A 14,929-nucleotide genomic window follows, 5' to 3' on the forward strand; every position below is an offset into this window, starting at 1 on the left:
ATTTTAATTTTAGAAGTATCTGACATCAGTGCCATGGCGCTAATGCTTTTCTACTGGGAGGAATTTTTTTTATGTCGATTTTGCAAGGAATTATTGATACGTATGCGCAATTTTTTAACTGGGAAATGTGGGGAGAGGTTCTAACAGATCCAGTTGCATGGGGATTAATCGGAACTTTAGTTATTCTTGAAGGATTACTATCAGCCGATAATGCGCTTGTTCTCGCAGTTATGGTAAAGCACTTGCCACCTGAGCAACGTAAAAAGGCACTTTTTTATGGATTACTAGGAGCTTATATTTTCCGCTTTATTGCTATCGGTGTAGGGGTTTTCTTAATTAAACTCTGGTGGGTAAAGATTTTAGGTGCAGCCTACCTAGCTTGGTTAGCTATTAAGTATTTCATGGATAAACGAAAAGCAGCACAAAATGAAGAGGAAGAAGCACATGGAATGAATCAAAAGGGGCTGCTTATCCGTCTATTTGGTACCTTCTGGGGAACAGTTGTCGCAGTAGAAATCATGGACATTGCCTTTTCTGTTGACAGCGTTCTTGCTGCTTTTGGTGTTAGTGAACAGGTTTGGGTATTATTAGTCGGTGGTATGCTCGGGGTCCTTATGATGCGAGGTATTGCCGGAGTATTTTTGAAGTTAATTGACCGTGTTCCAGAGCTTGAAACATCAGCGTATATCTTAATCCTGTTAATTGCAGTGAAAATGTTCGTAGCGGTTTTCAATATTCACGTACCACACGCAGCATTCTTTATCATTATCTTATTAACATTCGGAGCTACTTTTGTTGTTCATTTTAGGAACAAAAAGAAAGAAGTTGGCAAAGAATCATAATTATCGATGTACGACATAAAATGGGGAACAGACGAAAGTCCGTCCCCATTCTTTTTTATTTAGGCTGTTTTCGCATAGATTGTTGTTAAAATCTTAAAGCCGATTTTAACGTGGAAATAGTCATTTTACGCTTTAGAATTTAGTTTGCAGGCTCATTTCTTATTGGAATTTTTCTATTTTCGGTGGAAACTTAGCATAATCATTAAATTAGTTCCATAAAGCAGCAAAGTTTAAGAAAAGAGCCTTTATATAAAAGGAGTAAAAGAGTATGAAATTATTTACCTATTTTTATGAAAATGAGCTTGACGCACTATTTTTTCAAAAACCGAATGAATTTAATAAGTATAGTGACCGTGAGCTATTATCATATGGTCTTGGTGCCACGCTTTACATGCCGGCAACTCGTCCAAATATTCATCAAGATCTCCTTTCAAAAAAGCATGAAGGGTTAACATCACTTGTGATTGACCTTGAAGATGCTGTGGATGATATTGAACTTGAAAAAGCAGAAGAGCTGCTAGTTCAAGAATTATTAAAATTATATAGTGAATTCAGCAAAAAATATTTAACAATTGACGATTTACCACTCATGTTTATCAGAATTCGAAATCTAGAACAGCTTAAACGGATTAAAGAACAATTAGGGAATGCCATCCGGTTGCTAACTGGTGTGGTGTTGCCGAAATTTAGTGCTGAGTCTGGTGAAGAATTACTGTCTGAGGTTGTGAAAATCCACACAAAGCACAAGCCTTTTTACGCCATGCCAATTTTAGAAAGTGATAAAATTATACACAAAGAAACCAGAATGACAGAGTTAATGGCTATTAAACATCTGCTTGATCGATATAAGAACAATATATTGAATGTACGAATTGGAGCGACTGATTTTTGCGGGTTATATGGAATACGCAGGAGTTTCGATACTACAGTCTACGAGATTGCGGTTTTACGAGATTGTATTGCGGATATCATTAATGTTTTTCAAAGAGCAGAAAGTCCATACGTGGTATCAGGGCCGGTTTGGGAATATTTCTCCTCAAAACCAAGAATGTTCAAGCCTCAGCTTAGACAAACCCCTTTTCGTGAACGTTATGGGGATGAAGGCTTGAAATGGCGGGCTGAATTAATTGATCAAAATATGGATGGTTTAATCAGAGAGGTGTTAATGGATATTGCCAACGGACTTACGGGAAAAACAATCATCCATCCCACCCATATAAAGGCAGTCCAGGCCCTTAATGTTGTTACATACGAAGAATATATCGATGCGTGTTCAATCGTTGAATTTGCAGACAGTGAAAATGGTGTTAAGAAAAGTAATTTTTCCAATAAAATGAATGAAATAAAGCCTCATTTGTTTTGGGCAAAAAAAATCATTTTAAAATCTCAGCTTTACGGGGTGCTACATGAAGGATACACAAATATCGACCTTATCAAAAAAGACATATACGTATACAATTCTTGATGCAATTAGCTGCGACATTGAAGTAAAGGCTAACCCATATGAGTTATCTCTCGAAGAACTCTTTACGATGGCAGCAAGAATTAATAAAAAACGTTCGTTTTTATTTGTCAGTAAAGTTCTTGGGAAACATTTACCCATACATCCACAAAAAGGCCTGCTAACAGGCGCACTGCTTGCGTCTAGATTTGCGGAAAGTATCAAAGGGTTGAATTGTCAGGTAACAGAGAAACTAATTAAATCATTTAATCAGAATGAGATGGAGTTTCAGAGTGTTACTTTTATACCTAAGAATGTTAATCCTGTTGTTATTGGTTTTGCGGAAACTGCTACTGCTCTTGGCCACGCTTTTTTTGATTGCTTTGAAGAGGCAGAGTATTTTCACACAACACGGGAAGAAATTGATAGTTTAACACCATGTATTACCTTTGAAGAGGAGCATTCTCACGCTACCTCGCACCGCTGCTATATTCCGATTAGCATGATTCAAAATGAGCGCGAAATCATACTAGTGGATGATGAAATGACAACGGGAAAAACGGCGATCAATATTATCAAATCCATCCATTCCCAGTTTCCAAGGAAGGAATATACGGTTGTATCGATTTTGGATTGGCGTTCAGAGGAAAACAAACAAAGGTTTACACAATTAGAAAAAACACTTGGGATAAAGATAAACATTGTTAGTTTAATCGGAGGCAACGTTGTAGTAAACGAAATTACTAAGCTTCAAGAACACGAGGTTCAACGAGATTGTTTTGATCCAAAAGAACCGTTAATTGAAATACTTTCTTTATCTAGCTTTTTTGAAAGTGCAAATGTCGCTGCGAATAATAAGACTCCACTAATTAAGGAAACAGGCCGCTTTGGAATAGAGAGCAGAGCTAACCTTGACCTTCATCAGAAAATACAAAATGCATCATCTGAATTACGGCAGCACAGAACTGGTATTAGAACACTTTGTTTGGGGACCGGAGAATTTATGTATATCCCGATGAAATTGGCGGCGGAAATGGGGAGCAATATCTTCTATCAATCAAGTACTAGAAGTCCAATCTTTACTCAGGATATCAATGGCTATGGTGCAAGACATCGAATCAGTTTTCCTAATCCTGAGGACCAGGATGTTGCTCATTTCGTTTATAATATTCCTCCCGGAGAATATGATGAACTATTTGTTTTCATTGAAAGGGAAGTACCGGCCGCAAACCTTCGACCATTAGTAAAACAAGTAGAAAAATTACAGATCAAGTCGATGAAAATCGTCTTTTTCACGCATTAATGGGGGTGAAAGAATGTCGACGATAACCAATCAGCCAGCTAAAATGGGAAGCTATTCGGAGGATGATGTTCTTTTTCTATTAAAGGATTTGAGTAATATTGAGCTGGAAGACTCTACCATAAATCGTGAATTAAGAGTTCAATCTGGCCAGCATTACAGTGAATCTCTGCCAATCGAATACCAGCCTCCAAAGGAATATGTAAATTTGTTTTGGCATACAATCACGGAATATAAGCGGAAAGTGGCCCTATGCGTCGGCATTGTGGCTGAGCAAGTCTATCAAGCTAAGGGTAATAAAGCCATTCTCGTGTCACTTGCTAGAGCAGGTACACCTGTTGGAATTCTAATAAAAAGATATATTAAATTACGATATGGAGTAGCCTTGCCACATTATAGTGTTTCGATTATCCGTGATCGAGGCATTGATGAAAATGCACTTCACTATATTCTATCGAAACATCCAGAGGGAAAGGTTCAGTTCGTGGATGGCTGGACAGGAAAAGGGGCCATTTCGATTGAATTAACAAAGGCATGCAATCACTATGAAAAAAACTATCAAATAAAGCTTGATGATACCCTGGCTGTGATCGCCGATCCCGGTCATTGCACTACATTATTTGGAACGAGAGAAGATTTTTTGATTCCAAGTGCCTGCTTAAATTCAACCGTCTCAGGTTTGGTAAGCCGTACTGTTTTAAATGAACAATATATCGGTAAAAACGATTTTCATGGGGCTAAATATTACCGGGAGCTGCTTTCTAGTGATGTGTCTAATGATTATATCGATTTAATTGCTGGTGAGTACTCAGCTATCATGCAAGAAGCTGAGAATATTGCCTCACAAAAAAAACAGAAAAATATTAGGAATGAATTTTTAGGCATGCAGGATGTTAAGCAAATCCAGGCTGAATTTGGGATTGAAAATACAAATTACATTAAACCAGGTGTGGGTGAAACAACAAGAGTACTCCTCCGCAGAGTCCCGTGGAAAATCCTCATGCGCGACCCTTCTAGTCCTTCTGTAAAACATATTCTGATGCTAGCAGAAGAAAAAGGTGTGGAGGTAGCAGCCTATCCGGAAATGAATTATTTGTGTATGGGTCTAATAAAATCGGTTAAGGGGACTAGTAAATGATAACAGCATCGGATCTTGATCGAACCCTAATGTATTCCAATCGGGCACTAGAAGAATTCGGAAGACCGAAAGATAAAGTGTTAAAGCCGGTTGAAATGTATCAGGGTAACTGGACAGGGTATATGACAGAATCTGCTTTTTCCTTGTTAAAGGAAGTCAGCAAGCATAGTTTGTTTATACCAGTGACAACGAGAACAACTGAACAATTTAAGAGGTTTGTGATTTTTGAAAAAGAAATACCTTTATCCTATGCGGTTACTACAAATGGGGCTCATATCTTATATAAAGGGGAACCATTAAAAGATTGGTCTGAACAATTATTCATTCAATTAAAAAATGGATGTTCATCTGAGGAAGAGTTACAATCTGCCTTAAAAAACACAGGAATTACGTTGGATGGGAAAAGAAAGCAGGCGGAGAAGTTATTTTTTTACTATCTATTAAATTGCCTTCCGACCCCATCAGAACTCATAGAAATTCGTGAGCTTACAGCACAATATGGCTGGAAAATGAGCCTTCAGGGGAGAAAACTTTACTTTATCCCAAATGCGATAAGCAAAGGGAAGGCACTTGAATTTATTTGTAACCGAGAGGGAATGGAAGCAATGGCTGGCGCAGGTGATTCTGTTTTAGATTGGGATTTTCTAAAAGACTGCCGCTATCGATTCGTCCCAAGCCATGGAGAGCTGTTAAAAGTCAGGGGACCAGCTGATATTACACTGACAAACCAACTCGGCGTTGCCGCCGGAGAAGAAATCCTCCAGCAATTTCTAAATTTAGTATCACTCAAAATCTAAGGTTTTTTTAAATAGGGATAAAAGAAAAATAAATAGATCGAACAGAATACGGCAAAAGAACTGCAAAAAAATAGTATAGACATAGCAACCGTGGCAAGAACGGGAGAAAGTAACAGTGTAAAAAGTAAGCATAACCAGAATAAGTCTATCATAACGAAGGTTTTCGAGAGCATTAAATCCATGATTAAATTTAATTCCTCGCTAACTTCGTCTAATCTTGGCCGCCTGTATAAAAATCTCATGAAGTCACCTACTTATACGTCAGTACTTAAATCTTATGTAAGGACAGGAAAAAAGGTGAAAAGTGAGGAATTTATTTGCATCATGAAACATTTTACGATTACTTTCGTATAAAACATGAACCAATTATTTAACTGTGATATGATTGTAAAGAATACCCATACATAATGTAACTGTAACAAAAAAATCTTTCGCTTTTTTGAGGGAAGGGATTATGAATGAATTTACCATACAACCAAATGAACGTCCGACCTTTATCCCTTTCATTTGAAAATTGGCTTGATAAGCTGAAAATGCCCCTGTCAGAACGGCCAGAATTTTCAGTTGACAAGGGAACTATTCAGATTGGGCAAGTTCTAGGGAAATTTCTTGGAGTTCCGATTGATAGTGATGAATATTATAACCAGCTTTTTGATTATGTCATGTCTCCTGAACCGGTCTTATTGTTGTTATGTGATGAATCACTAAATAAAAATATTGATAATCGGCATTTTCAATCGATTCAAAAGGTACTGAATATCGCCCAGGAACAGAAGCTTTCGATTAACCGATTCACCGCTTTTCTTGATGGTGAACAGCTATTGTATAAGTCCAAAATCCCAGCCATACATCGGAAAATAAGGGAAGCGATGATCTGTACACTTGAACTATTTAGCAATCGTGAAAAAGATGGGTTAAAAAATCATGAACTAAGAAGAGTCTTAGTTGATGTAATTAAATGGTCGATGAACCATCTCAATCCGTTGCTTGACGCTGTTGATCTACATAAGGAAATGCCCAAATTTATATGGTATGGCGATATGAAAAGAAGTCAGCCTTATTTTTTATATTATTTAATAAAGCTTGGCTGTGATTTAGTTATTTTTCATCCGGAGGGCAAGGATGATTTGGCCGGATTTATTGAAGAGGAAATTTTTACACATCATTTTCCGAATAAGCAGCCTGCTGAGGCCTTTCCCAAAGAGAGAAGAAATCGCCAAACGACTGTTGCATACCGAGCGTCAAGAGAAATTGAGACCATACTAAATCAAGAAGGTTCAGGTTTATATAAACCATGGCAGTTAAGGGATTACACGCCATCTTCCATTACCTTAAAAACTACTTACGATGAATTATTTATTCTTGGTAAGGAAATCGCAATGGTACGGCCAGGTTTTGAGGTGGAAAATGGACAGGTCAAAATTCCTTCCCTCTTTGCAAAAATACAGGGAGTCAGTAAAAATCGGAAAGAGTATTGGGAGCGAATTCAAAACCTCTCAGAATTCGAGCATACCTTGTTAATCCGTCAATTGCCATTTACATGGTCAAGCTCTAATGATTTTCGCTTTCATTACCGGAATGCACTTGGCAGAGATGGATTATTGAATCCGGAAGCAATGATGCAGGCACATTATTGGCCTTATTCATTCCTGCCAACTGGATTGCAAAAAGGGATTGCCAATGCCATTCGGCGAATTTGTGAAAAGCCGGGTTTAAAGTTGTTACCAGGGGAAAACATGGAAGAGGTAAGCATCTATTTATTTAGTCAGGCGATGTTTACACCAAAAGAAATCATCCAATTAATGGAGAGATTTGATTACTCACAGCATGTGCCGAAGTTGGTCATTTATAATAATGAGTGCCGCGGTATGCTGGCAAGATCAGATGCAGCTCTTATGCTGCTGTTAAACCAATTTGGTATTGATATTATTGTATATAATCCGCCAGGGCATAATGATATTGAAAATTTCCTTCATGATAATTTATTCGATACCCACTGGCTTGAGGATGTTGTTTTTGAATTAGACTATAAAGAACCTTTTAAGTTGAAGAAAGGGTTCTTTCAAGGAATCTTAAAAAATTTAAGGGGAGATTAAAAGAATGAATCTACAAAAACAATCTGCTGACATAATGCCAGCAACCACAGATGATACACTGAGTGAAGCGAAGATTTCTGACATTAAGCTTGCCCTTCGGAAGGAAACAGAAGTTCAGAATTTGGCAAGGTCGATTGATGAAAGAGACCAGATAAAAATCTTGGAATTCGGAAAAGAGCCTGCTGTTCAAATCTCCCGTTTCTCTGACCAAATCTTAGGCAATATGCGGACCACAAAAGTGGAGGATTCAGGAGAGCTTCTTAAACAGCTTACCAAAATTATGGATAGGTTCGACCCGAAAGACTTTCAAAAAACCTCACCCGGATTCTTTGGAAAGCTTTTTAAAAAGGGCGAAAAGATGATTGAAAAGGTGTTTGGCAAATACCAATCCATGGGATCTGAAATTGATAAGGTCTATGTGGAAATTTCCAAGTATCAGCATGAAATGGTCGATTCTACGAAAATGCTTGAGAATATGTATGAGCAAAACTACCAGTACTATATGACGCTGGAAAAATACGTGGTTGCCGGTGAGCTCAAGGTAGAGGAACTAAAAAACAATCAATTGCCACAGCTTGAAGCCCGGGTTGCCGCAGGTGATCAGATTGCTTCCATGCAATTAGATACACTAAAAAATGCAATTGAGGCGTTAGAACAGCGTATTTATGACCTTGAAATGGCCAAAATGGTCTCCTTGCAGACTGCACCGCAAATTCGCTTGCTGCAGCGTGGAAATACGAAGCTAATTGGAAAAATTAATTCCGCTTTCGTTACGACGATTCCGATTTTTAAAAATGGTCTCATTCAAGCTGTTGCTGCTAAAAGGCAAAAGCTTGTTGCTGAATCAATGAGCGAGCTTGATCGCCGCACCAATGAAATGCTTCTGAAGAATGCTACTAACATATCGAAGCAAAGTACAGACATTGCAAGGCTTGCTGGTGGTCCAAGTATTAAAATTGAGACGATTGAAGAATCCTGGAACGTTATTATTAAAGGCATGCAGGAAACAAGAGCGATTGAAGAAGAAAACAAGCGCTTGCGTGTTGAGGGTACAAAGCGCTTAGAACAGCTGCAGGACAACTTTAAACAATTGAAACAACAATACTAATTTATTGTTATATAAAAATTTATTAATGAGGTGAATGATTTGGCTATTAGTTTACAAAAAGGTCAAAGAGTAGATTTAACAAAAGGGAATCCAGGACTATCTAAAATCTTGGTTGGTTTGGGCTGGGATCCAGTTCAAGCTGGTAAAAGCGGAGGCGGCGGTCTCTTTGGTGGATTGTTTGGCGGCGGTGGAGCAGGTGGCGGTGCAAATGTTGACTGTGATGCTTCGGTAATTATGCTTGGTGCCAATGATAAGATTCAAAATAATAAGGATGTCATTTATTTTGGAAATCTAAAGAGTAATGACGGAAGCGTTCAGCACTCTGGTGACAACCTTACAGGTGACGGAGACGGTGACGACGAGCAAGTTATGATTGATTTAAGCCGTGTTCCTGCAAGCGTTCAAAAGCTTGTATTTGTCGTTAACATCTATGACTGTGTCAAAAGAAAGCAGCACTTCGGAATGATCCGTAATGCCTTTATTCGCGTAGTAAATCCTTCTAATAATAATGAATTAATTCGTTATAATTTATCTGATGATTATAGCGGACAAACATCTTTAGTGGTTGGGGAAATTTATCGCCACAACACAGAATGGAAATTCGCTGCTGTAGGAACTGGTACAACCGCAGCTAGCTTAAGTGAAGTAGTTCGTTCTTATTCTTAATTTTGTGGGAACAGGCTTTGCTTGTTCCCTTCTATATCAAGTTTGCGAAGAGGTGAGATAATTGGGCATCAATTTATCTAAGGGACAAAGGATTGATTTAACGAAAACGAATCCAGGACTTACTAGAGCCGTTATTGGGCTGGGCTGGGATACAAACCGCTATAATGGCGGACACGATTTCGACCTTGACGCCTCTGCTTTTTTAGCGGATGCAAATGGCCGGGTCACCCAGGACTTGGACTTTATTTTTTATAATAATTTAGCTCATGCCTCTGGCGGAGTAGAGCATACTGGAGATAACCGCACAGGTGAGGGTGACGGGGATGACGAACAAATCAGGATTGATTTCAGCAAGGTTCCTCCACACGTTCATCGGATTGCCATTGCTGTAACGATTCACGATGCGGACTCGCGGAATCAAAATTTTGGACAGGTTACCAACGCGTTTGCCCGTTTGTTTGACGAAGAAACCAATCGTGAAATTCTTCGTTTTGACCTTGGGGAGGATTTTTCCGTTGAAACAGCCGTCGTCATTTGTGAGTTATATCGTCACAACGCAGAATGGAAATTCAACGCCATCGGCAGTGGCTTTTCAGGTGGATTAGCGGCACTTTGCCGGAATTATGGACTAGAAGTATAGATATTTAATGGAAAGCTGCCTGATGGCGGCTTTTCTCTGCGTTTTCAGGGCTTTTGGCTATGAAAATTGGTATCTTTAGTTTTTGTGGAAGTTATATCTGCTTAAATTGGGTTATATCTGCGATAAATCAAATATATCTGCGATAATCGAAATATATCTGCGTTTCTGGGAATATATCTGCGATGCCCAACTTTGCCCTCAAAAAATAGTAATTTCCCCCACTTATACCAAGTACTTACCAGTATTCCATCACATCTACCATGTTATAATTCTAGTAAGCATACGAATTACTAGGAGGATTATAATATGCGTAAATGGGTCGTTTCCTCCATCATTGCCGGATTTTTTATGTCGATGATCACCACCTCTCAAGCCTCATTTGATAGTATTATGTTAGCGGACTATCCAAAAAACTCTGAACTTTATCAACTTTTAAATACTGATACTTCCTTCGAACAAATAAACCAAATGATAGAATTACCAAAAAGCCTTTTTGATGAAAAAGAAGCTGCAGCGATTATTAATCGAATTGGTAATCTACCAGAAACTCTTTTGAAAAAAAGTAACAAGCAAGGCATTATTCTTAAACTGTTTACGGGGAAATTAACCGATAACCGAACTGCTCAATATTTAGCTGGGCAGATACCAAGGGGCTATCATTCACAAACTACATGGGATGAGGTACCGGGAATTGGCGGCTCGCAAGTTGTTTTAGTGAAAATAGGCTACAGTGAAAAAGGTAAAGGGCATGGATCGGTAAACTTAGAACTTCATGAACTCGCTCATTCAATTGATAGTCTCGTCTATCAAAATATAAGTAAAGATAAACAATTTCAGTTGATTTGGGAAGAGGAGCGAGGAATCTTGTTTCCTGGGAACACCTATGTTATCCTGCACGCCGAGGAGTATTTTGCTGAAACCTTCGCGATGTACTACTTAAATGATGTCACGAGAGAACAATTACAAAAAATCGCTCCCCAGACTTATGATTTCTTTCAAAACCTTCATTAATGCTCTTTTTATGGTAAAATAAAAGGTTTATGATAAAATGAAAAACATATGTAGCAAAAGGGAGTGTCAGTTTTTGAAGCAATATTTAGAGCTATGTGAGCATGTTTTGAATAATGGTCATGAAAAGGGAGATCGTACCGGAACAGGGACAATCAGTACTTTTGGTTATCAAATGCGATTTGATTTACAAGAGGGCTTTCCTTTATTAACAACAAAAAAATTGCATTTAAAATCAATTATTTATGAATTGCTTTGGTTTTTAAATGGAGATACAAATGTCCGTTATTTGCAAGAGAATGGCGTGAGAATTTGGAATGAATGGGCCGATGAAAACGGCGAATTGGGTCCAGTATACGGACATCAATGGCGTTCATGGACGGGTGCAGATGGAACTACAGTAGACCAAATCAGTGAGTTAATCCATCAAATTAAGACCAATCCTAATTCGAGAAGACTGATTGTGAATGCTTGGAATGTAGCAGAGATTGATAAAATGGCGTTAGCTCCGTGCCATTGCTTATTCCAATTTTACGTATCTGATGGAAAATTATCCTGTCAGTTGTATCAACGTTCAGCGGATGTCTTTCTTGGCGTACCATTCAACATTGCCTCTTACGCACTATTAACGATGATGATCGCTCAGGTATGTGATTTAGAACCGGGTGAATTTGTGCACTCGTTTGGTGATGTTCATATCTATCAAAACCATTTGGAACAAGTGAAAATGCAAATGGAGCGAGAGCCAAGGATATTACCAAAATTACAGATTAATCCTAACGTAAAGGATATATTCTCGTTTGAATTCGAGGATTTCGCTTTAGAAGGGTACGATCCGCACCCACATATTAAAGGAGCGGTCTCGGTATGATATCCTTTATAGTCGCAATGGATGAAAACAGAGTCATTGGTAAGGACAATCAATTGCCTTGGCATTTACCGGAGGATTTAAAGTTTTTCAAACGAACCACCATGGGACACCCGATTGCAATGGGCAGAAAGACGCACGAATCCATTGGCCGGGTTCTTCCAGGCAGAGAAAATATCGTGATTACCCGCCAATTAGATTATAAGAGCAATGATATGACAATTTTCTACTCGGTGGAGGAATTTGTAGAATATTGCAGAAATCAAGAGGATGAAATCTTCGTGATTGGTGGAGCTGAAATATTCAAAGAAACGTTTGCTTATGTAGACAGGCTTTACATAACACATATATTCGAAGAATTTGAGGGAGATACGTACTTCCCAGAGTTTAATGAACGTGAATGGAACCTGGTTTCCAGTGAAAAAGGGATCAAGGATGAGAAAAACCCTTATAAGTACGAATATAGAATTTATGACCGGAGATTGAAAGGCAGCCATTAATTCGGCTTTCTTGCAAACCGGAATGACCGCGGTCTCGCCACGTAGAAAAGAAGCATCTTTAGCCGATGCTTCTTTTCTTTTTAAAAATAGGACCCATTTAATTCATAATCAGCTAGTTTATCAAGCATTCCTCTGAATTCATCTGGATGGCAGAAGTCTTCCTCGTGGAAATGTGCTTTCACCCATTGAATCAATTCGTTGGGGCTATTAAAGTATTCACCACTACGGTCGCTTTTGCGAATCATATACCTTCCGTTATCCTCATCGATGGTGACTTCTACTGGCAGGGCTCCATCAAAACTACTGAGTGAAAATTCCATCTTCATCACATCCATTCCATTTAGATATCCTATAGTATATGTTTCTGTTGATGAAATTATAAACGAATAAATACCTAATTGTCAAAATATTTTTACAATTGTACATTAGAATTTACATTGACTTTAGGGGGTGTTCTTGATAAATTGTTAAGAGTAACGAGTGTAAATATAAATAACAAATATCACACATAGGTATTTTTTCGAGATTATGTGAAATTACTATGAATTATTACGAATATTTAACTCAAAAAGGCATATCAGTACTATAATCGTAGTAGAAAGATAATTTACTAAAGGGGATGTAAATGAATGTTCTCAAATATTGGAATACCAGGATTAATCCTTATCTTAACTCTAGCGCTCATCATTTTTGGACCTAAAAAGCTGCCTGAAATCGGTCGTGCCTTCGGACAAACATTGAAGGAATTCAAGAAGTCTACTCGTGAATTAACGGATGATGTAATGAAGGACATCGATGAAGAAAAGCAAAAAGTGACTAAATAAGGTGTAAGATTCATTCTTGCACCTTTTTTTCTTCTTTTTTCTTTTTAACTATAAAAATGGTGGTAAACATGTTTTTTTGAAAAGAAGGATGAACTAAAAAATCATTTTCAACCTTTGAAATTGGCAGGGGAAATACATGGAAGATAAAGAATTACAATTAGTTGATCATTTAGATGAATTGCGAAAACGGATTATTATTTCCGCCGTCGCTTTTGTTGCTTTTTTCATTGTTGGATTCATTTATGTTACAGATATTTATAATTGGTTAGTTCGTGATCTTGAAGTTAAATTAATCGTACTAGGACCAAGCGATATTATTTGGGTCTACTTTATGATAGCGACTATTATCGCTATTGCTGGTACCATTCCAGTGCTTGCAAGTCAGCTATGGATGTTTGTGAAGCCAGCACTTAAACCGCTTGAGAGAAAAATTACTCTTTCCTACATTCCAGCATTGTTTATTTTGTTTATTGTGGGACTTGCATTTGGATATTTTGTTATTTTCCCAATGGTGTTAGAGTTTTTAGTGAAAATGGGAGCAGATATGTTTGTAACAAACTTTACGGCAGATCGATACTTCCGATTTATTATGAATATGACACTTCCATTTGGCGTGTTGTTCGAACTGCCAGCTGTCGTTATGTTCTTAACTTCACTAGGGATTATTAATCCATTCGTATTAGCAAAAATTCGAAAATACGCTTATTTCGTTTTAATCCTGATTGCGATTGTTATCACACCTCCGGATTTCATGTCGGATTTTGTAGTGACGCTGCCATTGTTACTACTATATGAAATCTCAATAAACTTATCGAAAATTGTACACAAGAAACGAATGAAAAAGCTTCAGGAGCATGAAGAAGAGTTTGCAGAAGAAGCATAAATAAAGCACAAGAATATATTAATAATAAAAAAGTCCTCATTCTAAAAATGAACTATGACCCATAATATGGACAGTTTAATAAAAGAGCCTATGCTGCTAACAGATGACCTCGGTATTGTACCGGGGTCATCTTTTTTAATCCCCACTGGTAACGATGATTATTGTACTCCTCGATATATGAATTCACCATCTGCTTTAACTCAATAAAACTAGTACATTCTTTATAATCAACCTCATCTTTAAAATGACCGAAAAAGGATTCCATTGTAGCGTTATCCCAACAGTTACCCTTACGGGACATTGATTGAGTTATATTCAACTTTTTTACCCTTTTTTGAAAGAGAGGATGAGTGTAATGGAAGCCTTGATCTGAATGTAGAATCGCTTCTGGATGGAAATGATTCTGCATAGCTTCTTTTAGCCTCCCTAATGTTCTATAAACAATATTCATCTTTAATGAAGTGGATAAATAATGGGCTAGTATTTCATTAGTACTGCCATCTTTAACACATGATAAATAGGCTTTTTGACCATTTGCATAATATAGATATGTGATATCTGTTAATAACACTTTCCCTGGTTCCTCTTGATTAAACTCACGGTTTAAAATGTTAGGGCATGTTTTATGCTAACCCACATAATGGTGATAGATATATTGGAAGTGGTTCAGGTGATGGTACTGCTGCACAAGTAAATCCAGGTGGAACTAATGGTGTTGGTACTATTGCAACTCCAGTTACAAAAGGATCCGATGGTCCAAGCGATAACTAAAAATATAATGGGGCGGTGGGAATTTTCTCCTCCCGCCTTTAAAAAAT

Annotated in this window: 16 protein-coding genes and 1 pseudogene; 15 read left to right on the forward strand and 2 right to left on the reverse strand. The window is 37.8% G+C overall.

Annotation, left to right across the window (positions count from 1 at the left end; genetic code table 11):
• The first annotated feature begins 71 nt into the window (after positions 1 to 71).
• The 12 genes from J2Y03_RS01810 (at position 72) to J2Y03_RS01865 (ending at position 12,404) form a co-directional block, all read left to right on the forward strand.
• Entirely contained in the window at positions 72 to 842 is a 771-nt protein-coding gene (locus J2Y03_RS01810) for a TerC family protein (protein ID WP_310190128.1), read from the forward strand.
• Between the two features lie 268 nt (positions 843 to 1,110).
• The gene (locus J2Y03_RS01815) at positions 1,111 to 2,307 is read left to right on the forward strand and encodes an HpcH/HpaI aldolase/citrate lyase family protein (RefSeq protein ID WP_310190130.1); all 1,197 of its coding nucleotides are present in this window, start codon (positions 1,111 to 1,113) and stop codon (positions 2,305 to 2,307) included.
• Positions 2,249 to 3,586, forward strand: coding sequence for a phosphoribosyltransferase family protein (locus J2Y03_RS01820; RefSeq protein WP_310190131.1), 1,338 nt, complete (start codon positions 2,249 to 2,251; stop codon positions 3,584 to 3,586). The genes J2Y03_RS01815 and J2Y03_RS01820 overlap by 59 nt, the downstream gene beginning before the upstream one ends.
• A 13-nt stretch (positions 3,587 to 3,599) precedes the next feature.
• Entirely contained in the window at positions 3,600 to 4,721 is a 1,122-nt protein-coding gene (locus J2Y03_RS01825) for a cysteine protease StiP family protein (protein WP_310190133.1), read from the forward strand.
• Complete coding sequence (locus J2Y03_RS01830; protein ID WP_132089273.1) at positions 4,718 to 5,518, forward strand: hypothetical protein; 801 nt, start codon at positions 4,718 to 4,720, stop codon at positions 5,516 to 5,518. Before J2Y03_RS01825 ends, J2Y03_RS01830 begins: the two co-directional genes overlap by 4 nt.
• A gap of 458 nt (positions 5,519 to 5,976) precedes the next feature.
• Positions 5,977 to 7,614, forward strand: a complete 1,638-nt coding sequence (locus J2Y03_RS01835) for a YceG family protein (RefSeq protein WP_310190135.1) — start codon at positions 5,977 to 5,979, stop codon at positions 7,612 to 7,614.
• Between the two features lie 34 nt (positions 7,615 to 7,648).
• Positions 7,649 to 8,722 (forward strand): toxic anion resistance protein, encoded by a 1,074-nt coding sequence (locus J2Y03_RS01840; RefSeq protein ID WP_310191307.1) that lies wholly within the window; start codon positions 7,649 to 7,651, stop codon positions 8,720 to 8,722.
• Between the two features lie 39 nt (positions 8,723 to 8,761).
• Positions 8,762 to 9,388, forward strand: coding sequence for a TerD family protein (locus tag J2Y03_RS01845; protein ID WP_132089264.1), 627 nt, complete (start codon positions 8,762 to 8,764; stop codon positions 9,386 to 9,388).
• A gap of 61 nt (positions 9,389 to 9,449) precedes the next feature.
• Entirely contained in the window at positions 9,450 to 10,028 is a 579-nt protein-coding gene (locus tag J2Y03_RS01850) for a TerD family protein (protein ID WP_132089261.1), read from the forward strand.
• 306 nt (positions 10,029 to 10,334) lie between these two features.
• Complete coding sequence (locus tag J2Y03_RS01855) at positions 10,335 to 11,039, forward strand: anthrax toxin lethal factor-related metalloendopeptidase (RefSeq protein WP_310190136.1); 705 nt, start codon at positions 10,335 to 10,337, stop codon at positions 11,037 to 11,039.
• A 73-nt stretch (positions 11,040 to 11,112) separates the two neighbouring features.
• On the forward strand, positions 11,113 to 11,907 hold the full coding sequence (locus J2Y03_RS01860; RefSeq protein ID WP_310190137.1) for a thymidylate synthase: 795 nt from the start codon (positions 11,113 to 11,115) through the stop codon (positions 11,905 to 11,907).
• Entirely contained in the window at positions 11,904 to 12,404 is a 501-nt protein-coding gene (locus tag J2Y03_RS01865) for a dihydrofolate reductase (RefSeq protein WP_310190139.1), read from the forward strand. The genes J2Y03_RS01860 and J2Y03_RS01865 overlap by 4 nt, the downstream gene beginning before the upstream one ends.
• A gap of 80 nt (positions 12,405 to 12,484) precedes the next feature.
• Here J2Y03_RS01865 and J2Y03_RS01870 read toward each other — a convergent pair whose 3' ends face one another.
• Positions 12,485 to 12,724: a hypothetical protein gene (locus tag J2Y03_RS01870; RefSeq protein ID WP_310190141.1), complete on the reverse strand. Its 240-nt coding sequence runs from the start codon at positions 12,722 to 12,724 to the stop codon at positions 12,485 to 12,487.
• 309 nt (positions 12,725 to 13,033) lie between these two features.
• Here J2Y03_RS01870 and J2Y03_RS01875 point away from each other — a divergent pair, with 309 nt between their 5' ends.
• Both J2Y03_RS01875 and tatC read left to right on the forward strand, forming a co-directional pair.
• The gene (locus J2Y03_RS01875; RefSeq protein ID WP_132089246.1) at positions 13,034 to 13,228 is read left to right on the forward strand and encodes a twin-arginine translocase TatA/TatE family subunit; all 195 of its coding nucleotides are present in this window, start codon (positions 13,034 to 13,036) and stop codon (positions 13,226 to 13,228) included.
• A 136-nt stretch (positions 13,229 to 13,364) separates the two neighbouring features.
• Positions 13,365 to 14,111, forward strand: a complete 747-nt coding sequence (gene tatC, locus J2Y03_RS01880; RefSeq protein WP_310190145.1) for a twin-arginine translocase subunit TatC — start codon at positions 13,365 to 13,367, stop codon at positions 14,109 to 14,111.
• Positions 14,112 to 14,199: 88 nt separating this feature from the next.
• Here the strand turns inward: tatC and J2Y03_RS01885 are convergent.
• Positions 14,200 to 14,739 (reverse strand): annotated as a pseudogene (locus tag J2Y03_RS01885) (IS3 family transposase); the annotation flags it as partial.
• Here J2Y03_RS01885 and J2Y03_RS01890 point away from each other — a divergent pair.
• The gene (locus tag J2Y03_RS01890) at positions 14,730 to 14,882 is read left to right on the forward strand and encodes a hypothetical protein (protein ID WP_310190147.1); all 153 of its coding nucleotides are present in this window, start codon (positions 14,730 to 14,732) and stop codon (positions 14,880 to 14,882) included. The pseudogene J2Y03_RS01885 and the gene J2Y03_RS01890 sit on opposite strands and share 10 nt — an antisense overlap.
• Positions 14,883 to 14,929 lie beyond the last annotated feature (47 nt).

It is taken from the genome of Neobacillus niacini (assembly GCF_031457145.1).
GTDB classification, from domain to species: domain Bacteria; phylum Bacillota; class Bacilli; order Bacillales; family Cytobacillaceae; genus Neobacillus; species Neobacillus niacini_J.